This window comes from Bacillus cereus group sp. BfR-BA-01380 (assembly GCF_022663535.1).
Lineage (GTDB): Bacteria > Bacillota > Bacilli > Bacillales > Bacillaceae_G > Bacillus_A > Bacillus_A cereus_BB.
On sequence record NZ_JAKUFS010000023.1, the window covers coordinates 1 to 21990 of the forward strand.

Sequence of the window (21990 nt, forward strand, 5' to 3'; positions counted from 1 at the left end):
TAATGATGGCAGAGAGGTCACACCCGTTCCCATACCGAACACGGAAGTTAAGCTCTCTAGCGCCGATGGTAGTTGGGACTTTGTCCCTGTGAGAGTAGGACGTTGCCAGGCTTGTATTATTCCGCAGTAGCTCAGTGGTAGAGCTATCGGCTGTTAACCGATCGGTCGTAGGTTCGAGTCCTACCTGCGGAGCCATATGCTTCCATAGCTCAGCTGGTAGAGCACTTCCATGGTAAGGAAGAGGTCACCGGTTCAAGCCCGGTTGGAAGCTTGTGAGAAGTATCAAAACTTTTTGGCCCGTTGGTCAAGTGGTTAAGACACCGCCCTTTCACGGCGGTAACACGGGTTCGAATCCCGTACGGGTCACCACTTTTGGAGGATTAGCTCAGCTGGGAGAGCACCTGCCTTACAAGCAGGGGGTCGGCGGTTCGATCCCGTCATCCTCCACCATATAAGTTTTCATGTCGGAGGGGTAGCGAAGTGGCTAAACGCGGCGGACTGTAAATCCGCTCCTTCGGGTTCGGCAGTTCGAATCTGCCCCCCTCCACCATTTTTAAAAACAACCTTACAAAGGTTTATTTTTTTGGTGAGATGAACATAATAGTGAGTATTAATGGGCTATAGCCAAGCGGTAAGGCAACGGACTTTGACTCCGTCATGCGCTGGTTCGAATCCAGCTAGCCCAGCCATTTAAGAGCCATTAGCTCAGTTGGTAGAGCATCTGACTTTTAATCAGAGGGTCGAAGGTTCGAGTCCTTCATGGCTCACCATTTTTGCGGAAGTAGTTCAGTGGTAGAATACAACCTTGCCAAGGTTGGGGTCGCGGGTTCGAATCCCGTCTTCCGCTCCAACCCGGGGCCTTAGCTCAGCTGGGAGAGCGCCTGCCTTGCACGCAGGAGGTCAGCGGTTCGATCCCGCTAGGCTCCATACAGTTAAAAAAAGCTTGAAGTCGAATAAAAGACTTCAAGCTTTTTTGTTTATATAAATCCAATTTTGATTTTTGGCCATGTAAGCCGCTACTATGTAGAATACAACATGACCGCTATTTAAACCTTGCATGTGGCAGAAAAAGGCCCTGAACGCTTCTATGCATGGCCGGATGCTCTCGCCCGCCTAAAAAGAAAAAGGATTTTTATGTCGGTTTTTAATTTGTATTTATATATTTTTGATGACTCCAACTTTAATATTGAAGATGAAGGGAGTTGTTTCATATGAAGATTATTATTGCGTCTGATTCATATAAAGAAAGTTTAACGGCTTTAGAAGTATGTGAAGCAGTAGAAAAAGGGTTTCGTTCTATATACCCAGAAGCAGAGTATATAAGAATTCCTATTGCTGATGGCGGGGAAGGGACAGTACAAGCACTTGTTGATGCAACGCAAGGGAAAATCGTGAAGGTCCCTGTCACAGGTCCATTAGGAAACGTGGTAGAAGGATTTTACGGCCTTTCTTCGGATAAACAGACTGCTTTTATTGAAATGGCAGCTGCTTCTGGTTTACATCATGTTCCACTTGAGAAAAGGAATCCATTTTTAACGACAACAAGAGGGACAGGGGAACTCATTTTACACGCGTTAGAAAAAGGGGTTCATCGTATTATTTTAGGACTTGGAGGAAGTGCTACAAACGATGGAGGAGCAGGAATGTTATCTGCGTTAGGTGTCCGTTTTTTTGATAGCAGTAATTGTGCTATAGAGCCAAATGGAGGCAATTTAGATTGTATTACTTATTTTGATATATCACGCTTAGATTCTCGTTTAGCACGGGTTAAAATTGAAGCAGCTTGTGACGTTGAGAATCCTTTAACAGGGATAACAGGGGCATCGTTTATGTTTGGGAGACAAAAAGGGGCTACAGACGAGATGATAGAGCGGTTAGACTGTAATTTGAAGCACTATGCTAGGTTAATTAAACAAACTCTTCGTGTTGATATCGAATTTGTTCCAGGAGCAGGTGCTGCAGGAGGACTTGGAGCGGCTATTGTTGCTTTTTTACATGGTACGCTTAGAAAAGGGATTGATATTGTACTTGATTACACGAATTTTAATGCTCATTTGCAAGAGGCAGATTTAGTGATTACAGGAGAAGGAAGAATTGATGAACAGACAGTCTATGGAAAAGCGCCTATAGGAGTAGCAAAGCGAGCTAAAGCGCATAGCCTTCCTGTTATTGCAATTGCCGGAGCGGTTCATCCGAATCATATCCCTATTTATGAAGAAGGCATTGATGCTGTATTTAGTATTGTTTCAGGAGCAATGACATTAGAAGAAGCGTATGAAATGGGAAAAGAAAATATCTATATAACAGCACGAAATATTGCGGCTGTATGGAAACTAGGATTGCAGAAACGTCCCTACTCGTAAGGGGCGCTTTTTTTATGCATATTTTAGTGGAAAAGTCTTAATTTATTGCTTCTTTGTGTTGTATTAAGTGTATATAAATACAAAAAAATGTCGAGTTGAGTCAGATAATATAAAAGATTTAAAATATTTAGTGAAAGCATAAAAGGGGGAATCATCTATGAAGAAAGAAATTTCAATTGTGGGAGTACCGATGGATTTAGGACAAATGCGCCGTGGTGTTGATATGGGTGCGAGCGCGATTCGTTATGCTGGAGTGGTTGAAAGAATTGAAAATATCGGATATAACGTAGAAGACTTAGGGGATATATGTATTGAAAGAGAAGTTCAAATAAATGAAAATGAAAAATTACGAAATCTTGAACAAGTTGTAAAAGTATGTCATGAGCTAGCCAGTAAAGTTGATAGCATTATTGAGAAGAAAAGCTTTCCACTTGTATTAGGCGGCGATCATAGCATTGCGATAGGAACGCTTGCTGGGATTGCGAAACACTATAAAAATCTTGGTGTTATTTGGTATGATGCACATGGGGATTTAAATACAGAGGAAACATCTCCATCTGGGAACATTCATGGTATGTCATTAGCTGCAAGTTTAGGACATGGTCATTCATCACTTGTTAATTTATACGGTGAGTATCCGAAAGTGAAAAAAGAAAATGTAGTTATTATCGGTGCTCGTTCTTTAGATGATGGAGAGAAAGAGTTTATTCGTAAAGAAGGTATTAAAGTTTTCACTATGCATGAAATTGATCGCATGGGAATGACAGCGGTTATGGAAGAAACAATCGCATACTTATCACATACAGATGGCGTACATTTATCTTTAGATTTAGATGGCCTTGATCCACATGATGCACCTGGCGTGGGTACACCGGTTGCTGGTGGTTTGTCGTATCGTGAAAGTCATTTAGCGATGGAAATGTTAGCTGAGTCTGGCATGATTACATCTGCTGAATTTGTGGAAGTGAATCCAATTTTAGATGAAAAAAATAAAACTGCAATTGCAGCTGTAGCATTAATGGGTTCTTTATTTGGTGAAAAGTTGAAATAATTTAAAAAAGCAGCTGAAAAGCTGCTTTTTTTACTTTAAAATAAAGATACAGTAATTATGTTTATAATCAGTTTTTAAAGTCTGACATCTAACGATTGCATGTCAGGTTTAGAGATGTGGTTTGAAATTTTGGTTCGTATAATGTATGTTATAATTAATTTGTTGTTGTAAATTACATATAGATGGAGGAAGGGTCAGAATGCCTTTTGGAGATATAAATGTTCTTTTGAAATATCTCAGCACTATAGTAGATATCGCCCTTGTATGGTTTGTTATATATAAATTGATTCTTGTAATCCGTGGTACAAAAGCTGTCCAGCTTTTAAAAGGAATTACAGTAATCATTATTGTTCGTATTTTAAGTAATTTCTTTGAATTGCATACACTGCAATGGCTTATGGATCAAGCATTAACTTGGGGATTTTTAGCGGTTATTATCATTTTCCAACCAGAGTTAAGACGTGCTCTTGAGCAGCTTGGACGGGGAAGTATATTTTCACGTGGAGGCAATCAAGAGGAAGATGAACATGAGTCGGTTGTAAATGCTGTTGTAAAGGCAACAGAATATATGGGAAAACGTCGTATTGGTGCACTTATTACAATGGCGAGAGAAACTGGTATGGGAGATTATGTTGAAACAGGAATTCCACTAAATGCAAATGTTTCATCAGAGTTATTAATTAATATTTTTATACCAAATACACCGCTGCATGATGGGGCAGTAATTATGCAAGGAAATATTATTAGAGCAGCTGCGTGTTATTTACCATTATCAGAAAGTCCACTTATTTCTAAAGAATTAGGAACACGTCATCGTGCGGCAATGGGCGTAAGTGAAGTAACAGATAGTTTAACGATTGTTGTATCAGAAGAAACGGGACAAATTTCTTTAACAAAAAATGGCGAGTTACATCGTGATTTAAAAAGTGAACAATTAAAGGAACTGCTTATGAAAGAATTAGGCGGAAACGTAAAACAGTCTTCTTCGTCTTTGTGGAATTGGAGGAGAAAACGTCATGGATAAGTTAATGGATAACCATTGGTTTTTAAGAGGAATTGCATTATTATTAGCAATTATGCTCTACATGTCAACAAACATAGATAAAAATGTGTCAGATAATTTTAATCCATCTCCTTTTCCTGTAGGAGATACAACAGAAACAATATCTGGGGTCCCGGTATCTGCATACTATGATGAGGATAAGTATATTGTAAGCGGAATTCCTGAAAAAGTAAGTGTCACGCTTGAAGGGCAAAATAACGTTGTGGCTGCTGCTAAATTAAAACGGCAGTTTGAGGTATTTGTTAATTTGCGTGGTTATACACCGGGAACATACGAAATCCCATTAAAATATAGCGGTGTTCCAAGTAACTTACATTTCAAAGTTCAGCCAGCGAAAATACAAGTTACCATTAAAAAGAAAGAAGTAAAATCTTTTCCTGTAGAAGTGAAATATTTAAATGAGAATCAAGTGCAGGCAGGAACGGTTATAGATAAACCGATTGTTAAGCCAAGCACAGTAGAAGTAGCTGGTACGACAGAGCAACTTTCACAAATTGCTCTTGTGCGGGCGTATGTTGATTTGAAGGGTGTTAACAAAACAGTAACAAAAGAAGCAAAAATTGTATTGTATGATAAAGACGGGAATCAGTTAGATTTGAAAACAGGTTCTTCTGCTGTCAATGTCACTGTACCAATTTCATTACCTGAAAAAACAGTTTCCCTAGGTGTCACGAAAACGGGAAGCTTACAAGAAGGTATAACTGTAACGAGTATAAAAGTTGAACCGAGTGAAGTGGAGATTTATGGTTCGAAAGACGTACTTGATAATATTACATCTCTTGAGGGCATCGAAGTGGACTTAAGTAAAATTACAGAGTCAACTACCTTCGATGCCTCTGTTTCTTTGCCTAAAGGTGTTACAAAAGCGGCACCTAGCCAAGTAAAAGTGACAGTTGAAGTACAAAAGCAACAGCGAAAAACAATAACTGACATTCCTTTACAGGTGAATGGGTTATCAGATTTATTAACAATGAAATTATCTGATCCACAAAATGGAAAAATTAGTGTTGATGTTTTTGGGGATGCAAGTGTTGTAGAGAAGATGAGCGCAGAACAGATTAAAGCATCAATTAATGTAGGAAATATGAGTGCAGGAACACATGACGTTCCGATCCAAATTAGTGGTCCCAATAATGTCACATTAGAATTAAAACAAAAAAATGCGAAGGTAGAGCTCGCAAAGAAGCAAGAAACCGGACATGAAGTACAAGGGCAGCCAGAGCAGCCAAAGCAGCCAACAAGTAAAGGAAATGAGCAAGAAAAAAGGAGCGAATAGCAATGGGAAAATATTTTGGTACTGACGGCGTACGAGGCGTTGCGAATGAGGAATTAACGCCTGAATTAGCATTTAAGATTGGTCGATTTGGTGGCTATGTATTAACTAAAGATACAGAGCGTCCAAAAGTAATTATTGGCCGTGATACACGTGTATCTGGACATATGTTAGAAGGTGCTTTAGTAGCGGGACTATTATCAATTGGGGCAGAAGTAATGCGCCTTGGTGTTATTTCTACTCCTGGGGTTGCCTATTTAACGAAAGCATTAGATGCACAAGCTGGTGTAATGATTTCTGCATCTCATAACCCTGTACAAGATAATGGAATTAAGTTCTTTGGTCCAGATGGTTTTAAATTAACAGACGAGCAAGAAGAAGAAATTGAAGCACTATTAGATAAAGAAGTAGATGAACTTCCACGTCCTGTTGGTACAGCTTTAGGTCAAGTAAATGACTATTTTGAAGGCGGACAAAAATACTTACAATACATTAAACAAACAGTGGATGAAGATTTCTCTGGCTTACATATTGCGTTAGATTGTGCACACGGTGCAACATCTTCTCTAGCACCGTATTTATTTGCTGATTTAGAAGCTGACATTTCTACAATGGGAACATCGCCAAACGGCATGAATATTAACGAAGGTGTAGGTTCTACGCATCCAGAAGTATTAGCAGCGTTTGTGAAAGAAAAAGGTGCTGATGTTGGTCTAGCATTTGACGGAGATGGTGACCGTTTAATTGCTGTTGACGAAAAAGGAAATGTTGTAGATGGCGATCAAATTATGTACATTTGCGCGAAATATATGAGTGAATCTGGAAAATTAAAACATAACACAGTTGTTTCAACAGTTATGAGTAATTTAGGATTCTATAAAGCAGTAGAAGCAAATGGTATTACAAGTAATCAAACAGCTGTTGGTGACCGTTACGTAATGGAAGAAATGAAACGTGGTGGCTATAACCTTGGCGGGGAACAATCTGGTCATATTATTTTCTTAGATTACATTACAACTGGAGATGGTATGTTATGTGCACTTCAACTTGTAAACATTATGAAAATGACGAAAAAATCATTATCTGAGCTTGCAAGTGAAATGAAAAAGTTCCCTCAATTACTTGTGAATGTTCGCGTAACAGATAAAAAACAAGCATTAGAAAATGAAAAAATTAAAGAAATTATTCGTGTTGTAGAGGAAGAGATGAATGGAGATGGTCGTATTCTTGTTCGCCCTTCTGGTACAGAGCCATTAATTCGTGTTATGGCAGAGGCGCCAACACAAGATCTTTGTAATCAATACGTAAGTCGTATTGTAGAAGTTGTAAAAGCGGAAGTAGGGGCTGAATAATAGCCGAATGTTACTACAAAAAGGAGCACGTTTTGTGCTCCTTTTGCATATACTTGTTATCTACAATGAAAAAATTTCATTGACGGTTTATTCCATTTGTTATAAGATGATTTTGTTCTTTTTCTCAGCAAAATAGTTTGAAGTAAGAAGCGCCAGAACTACCTGCGATGTAGTTGACGAGGAGGAGTTTATCGAGATTTCGGCGGATGGCTCCCGGTTGTTCATCACATCCGAAAGCTTTTACTTAAAGCATTGAGGTGACTCAGCGGACAAAGGTGAAAGTGTGATGAGAGAAAAAGAACGGATTACACTAGCAGTATGAAGTATACAGGCTGAAACCAAAATGAGAGGAAGGTGAAAGCCGTTACAAGCTTACAAAGCTAGCGATATGTAAATCCGTTTTTTTGTATTCAAAAATAAGATCGGGCTATGTCGTTATATGTTTATGAAAGAGCATAAGCATATTGTAACGGCGACTAATTATGTGTGGAATCGTAGGATTTATTGGGGAACAAGATGCAAAGGAAATTTTATTAAAAGGGTTAGAGAAGCTAGAATACCGCGGATATGATTCAGCTGGTATTGCAGTGCAAGCAGCGAACGGTGTTGTTGTATTTAAAGAAAAAGGCCGCATTGCAAAACTTCGCGAAATCGTGGATGAAAATGTAGCAGCTAACGTGGGAATCGGTCATACACGTTGGGCAACTCATGGTGTTCCGAGTCAGGTGAACGCACATCCGCATCAAAGTACTTTAGAGCGCTTTACCCTTGTGCATAACGGTGTAATTGAAAACTATGAGTTATTAAAGAATGAATATCTTCAAGATGTAAACTTTGTAAGTGAAACAGATACAGAAGTAATCGTTCAGCTTGTAGAAAAACAAGTGAAAACAGGTTTGGCTGTAGAAGAAGCATTCCGTAAAACGTTAACACTATTACACGGTTCGTATGCATTAGCATTACTTGATGCAGAAAACCCAGACATGATTTATGTTGCTAAAAACAAAAGCCCACTATTAGTGGGTACTGGAGATAACTTTAATGTTGTTGCAAGTGATGCGATGGCAATGCTACAAGTTACAGATCAATTTATCGAACTAATGGATAAAGAAATGGTTCTTGTAACAAAAGAAAAGATTACAATTCAAAATTTACAAGGTGAAACGATTGATCGTGCACCATTTACAGCAGAATTAGATGCAAGTGACATTGAAAAAGGAACATATCCTCATTTCATGCTAAAAGAAATTGATGAGCAACCACTTGTAATTCGTAATATTATTCAAAAGTATCAAAATGAAGCTGGTGAGATCGAACTTGATGCAGAAATTCGCGATGCGATTTTAGAAAGCGATCGTGTGTATATCATCGCGTGCGGAACAAGTTATCATGCAGGTCTTGTTGGAAAACAATTCATTGAACGTTTTGCAAAAGTACCAGTAGAAGTACATGTAGCAAGTGAATTCTCTTACAACATGCCATTATTAACAGAAAAACCATTCTTCATTTACATTTCACAAAGTGGTGAAACTGCAGATAGCCGCGCAGTACTTGTGCAAACAAATGAAATGGGACATAAAGCATTAACAGTTACAAACGTACCAGGCTCTACACTATCTCGTGAAGCGAATTATACATTGCCATTACATGCTGGCCCGGAAATCGCTGTAGCTTCTACGAAAGCATATACAGCACAGCTTGCAGTACTTGCAATCTTAGCAGCTGACATTGCAAAAGCAAAAGGTTTAGCAATTGGCTTTGATTTAATCAAAGAACTAGGTCTTGTTGCAAACGCAATGGAAGTACTTTGCGACCAAAAAGATGAAATGGATGCAATTGCAAAAGAATACTTAGCAACAACACGTAACTGTTTCTTCATTGGCCGCAGTGTTGACTTCTACGTTGGTTTAGAAGGCGCATTAAAGCTAAAAGAAATCTCTTACATCCAAGCAGAGGGCTTTGCTGGAGGAGAGTTAAAACACGGTACAATCGCGTTAATTGAAAAAGGTACACCAGTTATCGCACTTGCGACGCAAGAGCACGTAAACCTTGGAATTCGCGGTAACGTAAAAGAAGTAGCAGCACGTGGAGCAAACCCTTGCATCATCGCAATGAAAGGCTTAGAAATGGAAGGCGACCGCTTCATTGTACCAGCTGTACACGAAGCATTAGCACCGCTTGTAGTAGTAGTTCCATTACAGTTAATCTCATACTATGCAGCACTTCACCGCGAGTGTGACGTTGATAAACCACGTAACTTAGCTAAGTCGGTGACTGTTGAGTAAGAGATTTGTAGATTTAAAATAAAGTTGTAGCTTTATAAAAAAGATTGATAATTTGTAATAAAGTTTGATAATTTTAAAAAAAGATTGATAATTTATAAAAAAGTTTGATAAAAATCACCTCGTGAGATATCGTTATCTTAAGAGGTGATTTTTTTGTCTAAAAGAAAAAGAGTAAATTCTATAGAAAAGAAAATCAAAGATAATCGCGGCGTAGGTATTGGTGCTGAGTATAAACCGTGGTTAAACATTCAAGATGTTTCATCATTGGGGAGATCAACGAGATTAAAAGGTATTAAAACACAACGTCAGCATGAATTTTTATCTGATTTGGAACGAAACTACTTTTATTTATTGGAATATTCCGACTTATCGGAGGATATTCGTGAACAATACCCGTTGTTACCAATTGAGGATACGTTATTAATTGCAGATGAATTAGGGATTGTACATCCCAAAAATCCCAAAACAGGAGAGCCTATTGTAATGACTACAGATTTCTTAATCACCTGTAATGACACAATTAATCGTTATGATAGGGCACGCACAATTAAAAGCAAAACTGATTTACTAGAACCGCGTGTTTTGGGGAAATTTGAAATTGAACGAGTATATTGGGAAAGAGCAGGTATTGATTGGGGAATTGTAACAGAAGAAGAAATTAACAAAACAATGGCTTTAAATATTAGTTTTGTACATGGCTATCATGATATTTATAAAATTGATGGATTTGAATTTATGTCACCTCTGTACTTAGAGGATTTAACGATTGAATATATCAGTAGAATACTTCAAGAAAATGAATCAATTAGAACTATTTCGCAGCAATTTGATCATGAATTCGACTTGATGATGGGGAGTGGGTTAAGTATTTTTAAGCATTTGGTGATTAATAAAGTGATTGAAGTAGATCTTTTAGAGAAATTAAATATAGGTAGCATTATTCCTATCAAGGCCATTCGAGAGGATTTCTCGGAGAAGGTGAATGCTATATGATATTGAATAACCAAGTTTATCAGTACGTCAGTAAAGAGGGCAAAGATCGCATTAGAGTGATAGAAATTAACGAAAAGAGTATTTATTATGTTGAATTAGATGGAGATACTGCAATGCCTAAAAAGGCATCATATGCCTACTTAGAAGCAGAAATTCAAGGAGAATCTCTACTATTAATTCATGATCCTTATTCAAAAATGTATTCGGACAAGGATTTAACAATAAAGCAGATGTCAAAAAGAGATGAAGATTGGCAAATAGTATCTCAGTACTGGAATATGTATAAAGAACAGATATTAGAGAAATCAACTCGTGAGAAAGTTTTCGATGAAATAACAAATGTTAATAATCTAAGTAAATTGAAAGTAAAAAGGATGTTTACTCGTTTTTGGCAACGAGGCTTAAATAAAAACGCTTTGCTTCCTGATTATATGCATTCAGGCGGAAGAGGAAAAGAAAAAGAGCTTTCTAAAGCTAAGGTTGGACGCCCACGGAAAATAAGTTTACTTGGTGAAGAAAATCAGGGGATCAATATAAGTGAAGAAGTTAAAAAGCAATTTGTTTATGTAATTAATAAATATTATAGGAAAAAGAATCAGATTACATTGGCAGAAACATATGAGTATCTTTTAAGAGAATTTTTCTCAGATCATTATAAAGAAGATGGAATTATTAAGTATAAAGTTTGGGATAGTTCTAGAATACCAACGTATAACCAGTTTTACTATTGGTTTAAAAAGTATGAAGACCCTCAAAAGGATATTGTACTACGGCATAGTGCAAAAGAGCATGACTTAAAGCATCGCCCTTTATTAAGTAATTCAACAATTGAAACCGATGGACCAGGGACTCGTTTTCAGATTGATGCTACAATAGCAGATATTTATTTGGTAAGTTCTTTTGATCGTAATCGAGTTATTGGACGTCCAATCATATATGCAGCGATGGATGTGTTTTCTCGTTTAATAGCGGGTATATATGTTGGATTGGAAGGGCCATCTTGGATAGGAGCGATGATGGCATTAGATAACATGATATCAGATAAAATAGAGTATTGTAAGAAATTTGGAATTGATATAACACATGAACAGTGGCCGGCACAGCATTTGCCTGAAATTATTATTGCAGACCGTGGTGAGTTTGAGGGGTATTCAGTTGGAAACCTTATTAATAATTTAAATATCAAGGTTGAGAATACTTCGGCTTATCGAGGGGATTTAAAGGGTATTGTTGAACGAAAGTTTTGCACGATTAATGGGAAAATTAAGCGTAAAACCCCAGGAGCAATACAAAAAGAATATCGTGAACGGGGAGATAGGGATTACCGTTTGGATGCCACATTAAATTTAGAAGAGTTTACACAGATTATCATTCGTCTTGTATTACAACACAATTGTAAAATAATCGGAAAATATCCGATGGAAAAAGAAATGATAGCGAGTCATCTTACTCCAACTCCAATTAATTTATGGAATTGGGGCATAGCAAATAGAAAAGGACGGTTACAAGGTGTTACAGATAGAAGTATATTTCGAATGAATTTGTTGCCTAAAGAGAACGCAAGAATTACTAGGGCAGGTATTAAATTTAAAAATTTATTCTATGGTTCTGAAAAAGCTATGACAGAACAATGGTATTCAAAATATAAAAATACGAGTATTGAGGTTGCTTATGACCCGCGAGATATGTGGCAAATTTATTTACCGCACGCAAATGGACAAGGTTTTGATACATGCTATTTATTGCCGGCTAGTGAGCAATATAAAGGTGATTATTTGGAAGAAATCCAATTTTATCAAGAATTGCTACAAGAATTGAAAGCTTTACATGATACTGAGCAAAGAGAATTAGCAATTAATACAGATGCAGCTATTGAACAAATAGTAAAAAATGCGATGAAGGAAAAGAAAACCGTAGACCAAGGGGATAGCAATAAATCAAAGAAATTACGTGATATTCGATTGAATAGAAAGGTTGAAAAGAAATTAAATCGTGAAACAGAGAAGTTTGATTTAGGCGTGGAAAATGTTTCAGAATCAGCAGATATTATTGATTTTACAGTTAAAGAAAAAACAGATGCATCATCAACAGTGCAATCAACTAATTCTCGCTTAATGGAAAAACTGAGAAGGAAAAGGGATGAGGAGTTTGAAAAAGAATGAAGATATTGTTGTTTTAAAAGGTAAATTTGAAAAAGCGCAATATAAACAGCAAGCCTTATCAGAATATGAGAAAAATCCTTTTATTGAAGCCCTTCCACCAATTTTTACAGAAGATGATGTGTTAGAACGTTTTATGGTAGCGCCACGTATTACAAGGCAGGATAAAGCTCAAGAGGCAAACATCCGCTATCACATCTTGAAAAGAATAAAGACCTTCATGCAGCCGTTACCAATTCATTTTGAAGTAGAGCGCAGATTATCTACCTTGATTCGTAGAGGTTATTTAGCGAGAAATCCATTAGATAAAACATATTTTGAGAGAATTCGTGTATTAAATGAATTACAAGTAGAAGAAGAGAAATCAATAAAGAGTATAGATGAACGTTTGAATTATATACGCTCTACAGCCGATAGTTTATCTATTATCGGAATTTCCGGTATTGGTAAAACAACAGCAATTGAACGATTATTGTTAATGTATCCGCAAGTTATTAAGCATGAGCAGTATGATGGTCATCCCTTCAATCGAACACAAATTGTATGGCTCAAAATTGATTGTCCGTATGATGGTAGCTTATCAACGCTATGTAAAAGCTTTTTTAAGGCGATTGATGATTTATTAGGGACACGTTATCTCGAAAAGTTTGGTTATTTAAACCGAGTGACTTCTACTATGTTATTACATATGACATCGTTAGCAAGTATGTACGGTATAGGTGTATTGGTTATTGATGAAATACAGCATTTACTACATGCAAAAAATGAACAGGAGGAAATGCTTAATTTCTTTGTAACCTTATCAAACACCGTTGGTATTCCGACAGTTTTAATCGGTACTTCTAAAGCGCAAAAGTTATTTAAAGGGAATTTCCGCCAAGCCAGGCGTGCGGCTAGTGAGGGAGCGATTATTTGGGATCGTATGACCGAAGACAGTGAAGAATGGCAATTCTTTTTAGAAACACTTTGGCAACTACAATGTTTGAAAACTCGTTCTGAACTAACAGACGATATAAGAAGGACGTTTTATGAGGAATGCCAGGGGATTACAGCTGTAGCTGTTAATTTATTCATACTGGCCCAAGAACGAGCTTTATTCGATGAAAATAATCCCAATGAACTTATTACCGCTAGAACTTTAAAGCAGACAGCTCAAAAGGATATGCAAATGATTCAGCCAATGATGAAAGCTGTCCGTAAGAATAACTTGCATGACATGATGAAATATGAAGACATCATGATTAATTTAGATGAAGTTATGTTAAATCATAAACGAGATGTGGAACTAACAGGACGAATTCAAGAAGCATTTAAAGAAAGACAAAATACGATTGAATTTAAGAGACGTGATACAATCGAAAGTTTGGTTGTTGAATTAGCTTCACTGGGGATTTTTGATGGTTTAAAAGAAACAGACATTAAAAAGCTTGTTCAGCAGATTGTTGAAAAACAACCGCTTGAAACAGATTACAATGTTTTAAAAACAGATGCTCTAAAAGTTGCACTTGCATTAAATCAGCAGAAGAAAGAACAAAAAAATAAGCCGAAATCAAAAAATGCAGATATTCTGCCGTTATTGGCACTCAGACAAAAAGCGTTGAATCAAAAAAAGCACCCGTATGAATTGTTGAAGGTAAATGGATATATTAAAAATCCAATAGAAGAATTCTACTAGGAGGCGATTTTAATGCTGCCATTTTTTCCGGAGCCTTATCCAGATGAATTGATTTATTCAACCATTGCACGTTATCACTTTTATAGTGGTAATCTTGATTGTAAAGATACATTGGAAGAAGTATTTCAAAGTCGTACGCTGATACCGAGTGTAGAAATTGGTAGTCATTTCAATAGCCTTGCTAAACAAATGGGCACACATTATACAGTAGAAAACCTAGTATCAAAGTATACAATTTATCCTTTTTATGCTCCTTTTCTATCACAGAAGAAACAACAACAAATCATACAGGATGTTCAAGGAGATGGAAAAGGATTATATACACGGCTGGGAATAGTAGCGGGAAGTATTTGTAGAAAAGATGGACTTTATTATTGTCCTCGATGTGTAAGAAATGATATGGATCACTTTGGTGAACCGTACATTCATAGAGAACATCAATTACAAGGAATTGATATTTGTCCGCATCACTTTTTGCTGTTAAAGAAATATCCAGTTGATCATACAATGCAAAGTAGGATTGCGTATATTCGCTTCGATGTAAAAAGGATGGATTTATCGGTTTTGCAAAGTGTAGAGCAACCTTATTTTGATATTCAAGTTAGTCTAGCAAAGATGGCGTACAAACTCTTGAAAATAGATATAACAAAATTGTGGAGGGAGAGTATTGTCGCGAAATATAGAACACTTCTTCGTGAAAGAGGTTTGATTACAACAGCAAACCGTATAAGACAACATGATTTACGTAAGGCGTTTTTGAGTAAGTTCCCTACTGGCTTTCTAGAAAAGTATGAATCTACATTAGATGTAGATGATGAATATAACTGGTTAAAAGTACTAACAAGAAATGTGAAACGACATGTACATCCATTTCGACATCTACTATTTCTCTACTTTTTAGATCAAGATATTGAGAAATTTTTAGAGGAAGTTAGTGAAGATAGCGGTCCTTTTGGGAAAGGGCCATGGCCTTGCTTGAATAAAACCGCTAGCCATTATAAGCAGCATGTAATTCAAGAGGTCATTGTTACAAGGGATTTTAAATCTAGAGCGCCTATTGGGACTTTTGATTGCTCTTGTGGTTTTATTTATGCTAGAAAGGGTCCTGACAAATCAGTAGATGACTTATACCGTATTGGGCGTATTAAGGCATTCGGTGATGTTTGGAAGGGGAAATTGCAAAAGATAAACGGTGAAAAAAGATATAGCGTAAGAAAAATGGCTAGAATGCTTGGTGTAGATTCAAAAACGATTAAAAAGTATTTGGACTCAGATATGAACATTCCAAGCGTTGTTATGGATGATTCTCTTTTGAAAGTGGAGTTATATCGAGAGCGATTATTACAAGGCATTCGGGATCATCCTAGTTATTCACGAACGCAAATTCGTAAGCGTTTTCTGAATGAATATATGTACCTATATCATCAAGACAGAGAATGGCTCTTTGAACAGCTGCCAGTAAAACAAAGCAGTGGAAACCCAATGAATACTGTAGATTGGGAAATTCGTGATCAAGAATACCTTTCTAGAATAAAGGAACTTTATAAAAAATTAATTGTTTTAGATAAGCCTGTTCGTATCACGACTTCTCTTATTGGTAAACGTTTAGGCATATTATCAAATTTGGAGAAACATCGTGATAAACTGTCGCAAACTAAAAAATATCTTGAGAAGATTGCTGAATCAACGCAGCAATTTCAAATTCGTCGTTGTTGTATGATTATCGACCATATGTTGCAGGAAGAAGAGCCTATATTGCTATGGAGGGTACAGCGTATTGGTGCTATAAAGTCACATCATTTTTATGAAATAAAACCGTACTTGGAAGAATATTTACAAGCGAAACAGGAAGTGGACAATTATGAGCAAACAACAGGTTAAAATTAAATGGCCTTTCGCAAAAGGTGAAAAAACACAATTAATTTGGATTGGTGATCCCTTTCGACAAGATAATAAAATAATGTTTAAAGCTTATTTTCACGTGCAAGATTGTACAGAAAGTATATTAATGGATTGGGGGACATTACCTTGCTTGGCAATCCAACACTATTATACGGATGGAATCGTCACGACTAGTCATGCTCCATACGACATAATTGAAACTGATATAACTATTTATCCTAACGGAGTAAAATATTATGAAAAACCTTGGGTTATTAAAGGGAGTAAGGATCCTGCAACTTCTCGTAGTTTCGTATTCTCTTTCAAAGAGAAGAATATTGTATTGCCTGTTATTGAGGTGATTCGTAGTGTTTTAGCCCCCAATGGATTCTTATTATATCGCTTATTTGAATCTAATTCATTTCCTCAGTTTTTTACAGAAATATATGAAGCTAATAAAATGCATCTTAGTTTTTCGTCGCAATATGAAAAGAAGTATACAAAAACACCTTTTGTTTATCAATTGGCCTGGCTTTTAACAAATCCAGATTTACGGCAAGTCTTTGAAAATATATCTTTTACTTGGCTCCAACAACAAGTGTTAAAGTTTGAATGGACATTTACTAGGCCTATTACTGTAACGGCTAGGATTAAGGAAAGTAATAATAGTTGGACTATACTACAAATTATTAGCGTAAAGAATAAGCATATTCCCTATGAAAATATTTCAATTTCACATCCGGAAATACAGGAGAGAGAAAAGTCTGATGAAGCGAAGAAAATTGCTTACCGTAAACAGAATAAAAAAGATGGTGAGGAAGGACTTACATTAGATGAACAAATAGATGGATCCACTGAGGATTTTGACCTTGTTCAAATGAATCAATTAAAGCATGAATATACAAAAGTGCCTAAAATTGAGCGTGTTAAGGGTAGTTCTAGTAAGCAACGAACTAAAGAAGATGAAAATACGAAGAAATACTATATTAATAATGATTCTGTTCGTTCTACAGCAGATACTGGTGGCCAACAATTAGCTAGAGGTCTGGAGCATCAAATGCTGTATGAAGTTCAAGTAGAAGGCGAATTGCAGGGATTTATCGATGTATTGAAGATAATGGGGAAACGAAAAGAAGTGAAGGATATACGTATAATAATCGATGTGTTACCGAATAATTTTGGTGAACGACGATTTATCAAGCTTAATAACGGTATAACTAGGAGAAAATATGTGATTGCAGAAATTTTTCTTTTTACAGGAAAGAGGTTCAACATTATCGAAGTCGAGAGGGAAAATCATTCTTTATCTACATTGATACTTTCATCATATACTATCTATAATTGGAATTTGATTTATAAGGAGTTACTATCAAATCTGGTGTATGATGGTGGTACCTGGACAAGTGCATCAGTACAAGCTGTAGAGGATCGAGGAGTAACGATAAAAAAAGCTAAACACAGTTCCAAAGGGATATATGCGTGGGCAGAATGTCTAGTTAATAAATTTATCTAATATTGTATAATAATGATTAAAAAATGTTTAATATAAAAAACCTGAGGTTAATGTGTTTAAAGGTTTTGTTAATAATAAAATAGTGCTGATTCGGAGTGGGTTCTACATATTTAATAGGCTTTAAGATTTTTTTAATATTTTAAAGTCCTAATACTATAAATAATTAGAGTTTATCCAAGATTTTTGTGACAATTGTTTAGGATATAATCTGATTTGGAGAAGCCATGGAGGATTTTTTATTTAGAATTATATAATCATATTAAATTCATGCCATTGGTCTGTGATAAATATATGGTTAAATGAATTTAAATAATTATTTTTGGCGATGTATGAAAATTTTTAATAATATTTTTTACTAGTGATTGGAGAGTAGCTGTTGTAAAATATTTAATAGGGAAACCCTATTTTCTGTGAATTTGGTGTTATAACTTGATTCGGCAGGAAAAGGGTTTTTTTCTGTTTATTGAATTTTGTAGCGAGATATCGTAGGTATTAAATTATAGATTTAAAAATAAGTGTAATTTAGTATATAGAATCACAATGTATAATATAAGTTAATACTCAATCTGAAAATCTGGATATGTATTCTTAGTCAATGCAAAAAATTGAATAGGAGAAAGTTTAATGAATAAAAAGTGTCAAGTATTTACCCCACCTAAAGTAGTAAGCGATATGCTGGATAGGGTAGGATATATATCAAATTTATATGGAAAAAAAGTTATTGAAAATGCCTGTGGTGATGGGAATGTATTAATAGAGATTGTAAGAAGATATATTGAGGATTGTTTATGTGAGGACATGCCAGTAGGAAAGATTAAAATCGGTTTACAACTGGACATATACGGCGCGGAAATAGATGCAATTCATTATTCAAATTGTATAAAAAATTTAAATTCAATATCGGAAAAATACGGTATTAATGATGTATCTTGGAACATTTTAAATGTGGATATTTTAAAGACAAATTTGGATATCAAATTTGATTTTGTGATTGGTAATCCACCATATATTAATTATAGGGATTTGGATGAAGAGACAAGGTTATTTGTTAGAGAAAATTTTCAATCTTGTACACAGGGTAAATTTGATTATTGCTATGCATTTATTGAAGCTAGCTTGAATAGTTTAAATGATACAGGAAAAATCGCATATCTTATTCCAAACAGTATATTTAAAAATGTATTTGCTCAAGGATTGCGAGATATGATGTTACCTTATTTATCAAAAATCTATGATTATACAATACAAAAAATATTTGAAAATGCATTAACATCATCTGCGATATTAATTCTTGATAAAGGTGAAGACACTGGTAAAATTGAATATTTTGATATCGAAAATAACCAGTCTAATAGAATAAATAAAAAGAATTTGAACAAGAAATGGGTATTTTCTAAGCCTAAAGAAGAGACAGTATTAGAGAAATACAGGTTTGGTGATTTTTTCACTGCCTCAAGTAGTGTCGCAACATTATTAAATAAGGCATTTGTGATTAGTGATTTTGTAACAGAGCAAGAATATATTAGTGTAGAAAATCTAAGAATAGAAAAAGATTTACTACGAGTAGCAGCAAGTCCACGTGGATTAAATTATAATAGAGAAGAATTGATAATTTTCCCGTATTTTTACGAAGAAGGGGAATTGTGTAAATATTCGCTAGAGACATTTGAAAAAAATTTTCCAGAGGCAGTTAAATATTTAGAAACGTTTAGAGAAAATTTAAAAAAAAGGCATTCTGATAAAAATGTAAAATGGTATGAATATGGTAGAACGCAAGCCCTTTCACATTTGAATCAAGATAAACTTTTAACATCGACTATCGTAACAAAAGTGGTGAAAGTTTATAATTTAGGTAAAGAATGTATACCGTATTCAGGTATATATATTGTATCTAAAGGGGATTGGAAGTTAGAAAAAGCTAAAGAATTATTAGAGAGTGATTCGTTTTATCAATATGTACAGTCAATTGGGGTCAATGCTAATGGTAGTTCAGTAAGAATTACTGCTAGGGATATAAATAATTATGAGTTTTTAAAACAGGAGGTATTTCGGTAATGGAGAAAATGAAGTATAGGATCTCATCACGTGCGACAATATTACTAGGGCGTGAGAGTGTTTCAAAAGTTGATGGAGCGATTATTGAGTTAGTAAAGAACACATACGATGCAGATGCTACCCTATGCTTTATTTGCTTCGATATCGAAAATGATTGCATTTACATCTTAGATAATGGAATTGGTATGACTCGGGAGATAATAGAAAATTGTTGGATGATGATTGGAACTGATAATAAAAGGGAGAATTATAAATCCGTAAAAAATAGAATAAAATCGGGTGAAAAAGGAATAGGTAGATTTGCATTGGATCGTTTAGGGAGCCAATGCGATATGTATACTAAGAACAAGGAGGAACAATTAATATTATGGAGAAATGACTGGTCAAAATTTGAGGAGCCTGGTAAAACAATTGATCAGATAGAAGCGGATTTTGAATATTTGGATAAACCATTCAAACAGATCATTCCTTCTGATATTTTAGAGAGTATCAATAGTATAAAGGAAAAAAAACTTGGGGTTAATATTGAACTTGAGACAGGGACGTTATTGAAAATAAGTAATTTACGTGATACATGGACTCAAAGAGAGCTTAATAGTATATTTACCTCTCTTGGGTTTCTAATCCCTCCTACTGAACAAAGGGAATATATAATTTGTGCGCAAAAATCATTGTTAGACCCTTACTTTGTAGTAGAAAATGAGGTCTCAGAAGAATATGATTATAGGTTATCTGCGGAGTTTGATGGGGAAGTATTTAAAATCACTTTAAATAGAAATGAGTTTGATTTAAATCAAATGCCTAAGGATTTATTTGAAATAGAAGATTTTAAAATTTCTCCTTACAGACACCAAGATTTTAAAAATAAAATTATATATTACGAGTATACAATACCAGAGCTTATGCGTAATAAGGAGAAAGATTATCAGGATGCAGTTAGAAAAATAGGTTCATTTAAATTTGATTATACTTTTATGAAATTATCGCTTGCTGAAGATGATAAAGAAAGTTTTTTCTATAAACAAATTAGTAAAAAACGCAGAATTTGGCTTGAACACCATAATGGTATTAAAATTTACAGGGATAATTTTTTAGTTAGACCTTATGGGGATCCCAAATCAGATTCTTTTGATTGGTTAGGCATAGATGCTAGAATGGCTAAAAACCCAGCAGCGGTAAGTCACCCATCTGGTAATTGGCATGTTAGGAATCGTCAAGGACAAGGAACTCTATTTATTTCCAGAATTAATAATGATAGCATTTTAGATAAGTCGAGCCGAGAGGGAATTATTGAGAATGAGTATTTTAATATCTTCAAAGATGTCATAAAAAATATTATTTCTGTTTTTGAAAGGGATAGAGCTTATATTGCACGAACAATAAAAAAATATAAAGATATCATTAGTGAAAAAGAGCAAACAAAACAAAGTGGGGCCGAAATAGCTGATAAGTACCTAAAAGATAGGGAAAAGGACAGAAAGAGAAAAGAGTCTACTGTTAGCAAAGAGAAATTAGGACAACCAAAGCAATCAGAGCAGCAGGAGCAATCAGAGCAACCAGAGAATTTTGAAACCTTGGCAAAGGCTGTACAATATTTCCAGGAAGAGAGAGAAGAATTAATTTCTGAGATAAAGTTACTTCGAGAATTGTCTACAAATGGCTTAATAACGACATCCATAGTTCATGATTTAAAAAGTATAAATGCAATATTGGTGAACAGAGTAGATTCATTAAAATTTGCTCTTGATAATGATAATAAAACATTAATCAATCGTTGTTTAGAGGATTTAAGGAAAAATGATATTTTTCTAAAATCGTGGATAACAGTTATAACGAACCAAAAGAAAGATAAAAGAAAGCGAACGAAAAAAAACCTTTATGAAACAGTTAAAAACCTTATTCTGTTATTGGAACCAATACTAAATCAAAAAAAGATAAAAGTAAATATTAAAGAAGATAATAAAGAAGTATTCAAAAGGATATATGTTTCTGATTTTGAAAGTATTGTATACAATTTAATTATTAACTCTATCGAAGCTTTTGAAAAAACAAAAACAGATGAACGAATTATAAATATTACGATGGAAACAAAGTCAGAATTTATTTTGCATTATGAGGATAATGGTAGTGGTCTATCTGATACATTTAAAAATCCATATGATATATTTAATTATGGTGTAACTAGTAAAAATGATATAAATGGAAATCCCATAGGGACGGGGCTAGGCATGTATATCGTTGCATCAACGCTTCGAGAATATAATGCAAAATATAACATAACAAAGTATACAGCTGGATTTGGTCTAGAACTAAAATTCTCGATTTAG

At 35.2% G+C, this 21990-nt stretch carries 13 protein-coding genes, 9 tRNA genes and 1 rRNA gene; all 23 read left to right on the forward strand.

What is annotated here, in order from left to right; all coding sequences use genetic code 11:
• Positions 1-111: ribosomal RNA gene (gene rrf / locus MR076_RS18905) — 5S ribosomal RNA — on the forward strand; the annotation flags it as partial.
• Positions 112-120: 9 nt separating this feature from the next.
• A tRNA-Asn gene (locus MR076_RS18910) sits at positions 121-195 on the forward strand.
• Between the two features lie 3 nt (positions 196-198).
• A tRNA-Thr gene (locus tag MR076_RS18915) sits at positions 199-271 on the forward strand.
• A 23-nt stretch (positions 272-294) separates the two neighbouring features.
• Positions 295-369: transfer RNA gene (locus MR076_RS18920), tRNA-Glu, on the forward strand.
• A 5-nt stretch (positions 370-374) separates the two neighbouring features.
• A tRNA-Val gene (locus tag MR076_RS18925) sits at positions 375-450 on the forward strand.
• A 16-nt stretch (positions 451-466) separates the two neighbouring features.
• Positions 467-550 (forward strand) — tRNA-Tyr (locus tag MR076_RS18930).
• A 64-nt stretch (positions 551-614) separates the two neighbouring features.
• Positions 615-689, forward strand: a tRNA-Gln gene (locus MR076_RS18935).
• A 5-nt stretch (positions 690-694) separates the two neighbouring features.
• A tRNA-Lys gene (locus MR076_RS18940) sits at positions 695-770 on the forward strand.
• A 5-nt stretch (positions 771-775) separates the two neighbouring features.
• Positions 776-850: transfer RNA gene (locus MR076_RS18945), tRNA-Gly, on the forward strand.
• A 4-nt stretch (positions 851-854) separates the two neighbouring features.
• Positions 855-927 (forward strand) — tRNA-Ala (locus MR076_RS18950).
• A 284-nt stretch (positions 928-1211) separates the two neighbouring features.
• Positions 1212-2363, forward strand: a complete 1152-nt coding sequence (locus MR076_RS18955; protein ID WP_242223134.1) for a glycerate kinase — start codon at positions 1212-1214, stop codon at positions 2361-2363.
• A gap of 157 nt (positions 2364-2520) precedes the next feature.
• Positions 2521-3414, forward strand: coding sequence for an arginase (gene rocF / locus MR076_RS18960; RefSeq protein ID WP_242223136.1), 894 nt, complete (start codon positions 2521-2523; stop codon positions 3412-3414).
• 199 nt (positions 3415-3613) lie between these two features.
• Positions 3614-4438: a diadenylate cyclase CdaA gene (gene cdaA / locus MR076_RS18965; protein WP_242223139.1), complete on the forward strand. Its 825-nt coding sequence runs from the start codon at positions 3614-3616 to the stop codon at positions 4436-4438.
• Positions 4431-5753: a CdaR family protein gene (locus tag MR076_RS18970; RefSeq protein ID WP_242223141.1), complete on the forward strand. Its 1323-nt coding sequence runs from the start codon at positions 4431-4433 to the stop codon at positions 5751-5753. Before cdaA ends, MR076_RS18970 begins: the two co-directional genes overlap by 8 nt.
• Positions 5754-5755: 2 nt before the next feature.
• On the forward strand, positions 5756-7102 hold the full coding sequence (gene glmM, locus MR076_RS18975) for a phosphoglucosamine mutase (RefSeq protein WP_242223143.1): 1347 nt from the start codon (positions 5756-5758) through the stop codon (positions 7100-7102).
• 482 nt (positions 7103-7584) lie between these two features.
• A complete protein-coding gene (gene glmS / locus MR076_RS18980; protein ID WP_242223145.1) occupies positions 7585-9387 on the forward strand; it encodes a glutamine--fructose-6-phosphate transaminase (isomerizing) in 1803 nt (600 codons plus the stop codon).
• 153 nt (positions 9388-9540) lie between these two features.
• The gene (locus tag MR076_RS18985; protein ID WP_242223149.1) at positions 9541-10380 is read left to right on the forward strand and encodes a TnsA endonuclease N-terminal domain-containing protein; all 840 of its coding nucleotides are present in this window, start codon (positions 9541-9543) and stop codon (positions 10378-10380) included.
• Positions 10377-12542: a Mu transposase C-terminal domain-containing protein gene (locus tag MR076_RS18990; protein WP_242223150.1), complete on the forward strand. Its 2166-nt coding sequence runs from the start codon at positions 10377-10379 to the stop codon at positions 12540-12542. The genes MR076_RS18985 and MR076_RS18990 overlap by 4 nt, the downstream gene beginning before the upstream one ends.
• On the forward strand, positions 12520-14214 hold the full coding sequence (locus MR076_RS18995) for an ATP-binding protein (protein ID WP_242223152.1): 1695 nt from the start codon (positions 12520-12522) through the stop codon (positions 14212-14214). Before MR076_RS18990 ends, MR076_RS18995 begins: the two co-directional genes overlap by 23 nt.
• 12 nt (positions 14215-14226) lie before the next feature.
• The gene (locus tag MR076_RS19000) at positions 14227-16095 is read left to right on the forward strand and encodes a TnsD family transposase (RefSeq protein ID WP_242223154.1); all 1869 of its coding nucleotides are present in this window, start codon (positions 14227-14229) and stop codon (positions 16093-16095) included.
• Positions 16076-17608, forward strand: coding sequence for a Tn7-like element transposition protein TnsE (locus MR076_RS19005; protein ID WP_242223156.1), 1533 nt, complete (start codon positions 16076-16078; stop codon positions 17606-17608). The genes MR076_RS19000 and MR076_RS19005 overlap by 20 nt, the downstream gene beginning before the upstream one ends.
• 624 nt (positions 17609-18232) lie before the next feature.
• Positions 18233-19663 carry an Eco57I restriction-modification methylase domain-containing protein gene (locus MR076_RS19010; RefSeq protein ID WP_242223158.1) on the forward strand — a complete coding sequence of 477 codons (1431 nt, stop codon included), beginning with the start codon at positions 18233-18235 and terminating at the stop codon, positions 19661-19663.
• On the forward strand, positions 19663-21990 hold the full coding sequence (locus MR076_RS19015) for an ATP-binding protein (protein WP_242223159.1): 2328 nt from the start codon (positions 19663-19665) through the stop codon (positions 21988-21990). The genes MR076_RS19010 and MR076_RS19015 overlap by 1 nt, the downstream gene beginning before the upstream one ends.

Bases quoted from the DNA above. Each gene is read 5' to 3' on its own strand.
- MR076_RS18970 (WP_242223141.1), top strand. From the start codon at position 4,431: ATGGATAAGTTAATGGATAACCATTGGTTTTTAAGAGGAATTGCATTA.
- glmM (WP_242223143.1), top strand. From the start codon at position 5,756: ATGGGAAAATATTTTGGTACTGACGGCGTACGAGGCGTTGCGAATGAG.
- MR076_RS19005 (WP_242223156.1), top strand. From the start codon at position 16,076: ATGAGCAAACAACAGGTTAAAATTAAATGGCCTTTCGCAAAAGGTGAA.
- MR076_RS19010 (WP_242223158.1), top strand. From the start codon at position 18,233: ATGAATAAAAAGTGTCAAGTATTTACCCCACCTAAAGTAGTAAGCGAT.
- rocF (WP_242223136.1), top strand. From the start codon at position 2,521: ATGAAGAAAGAAATTTCAATTGTGGGAGTACCGATGGATTTAGGACAA.
- glmS (WP_242223145.1), top strand. From the start codon at position 7,585: ATGTGTGGAATCGTAGGATTTATTGGGGAACAAGATGCAAAGGAAATT.
- MR076_RS18990 (WP_242223150.1), top strand. From the start codon at position 10,377: ATGATATTGAATAACCAAGTTTATCAGTACGTCAGTAAAGAGGGCAAA.
- cdaA (WP_242223139.1), top strand. From the start codon at position 3,614: ATGCCTTTTGGAGATATAAATGTTCTTTTGAAATATCTCAGCACTATA.
- MR076_RS18955 (WP_242223134.1), top strand. From the start codon at position 1,212: ATGAAGATTATTATTGCGTCTGATTCATATAAAGAAAGTTTAACGGCT.
- MR076_RS19000 (WP_242223154.1), top strand. From the start codon at position 14,227: ATGCTGCCATTTTTTCCGGAGCCTTATCCAGATGAATTGATTTATTCA.
- MR076_RS18995 (WP_242223152.1), top strand. From the start codon at position 12,520: ATGAGGAGTTTGAAAAAGAATGAAGATATTGTTGTTTTAAAAGGTAAA.
- MR076_RS19015 (WP_242223159.1), top strand. From the start codon at position 19,663: ATGGAGAAAATGAAGTATAGGATCTCATCACGTGCGACAATATTACTA.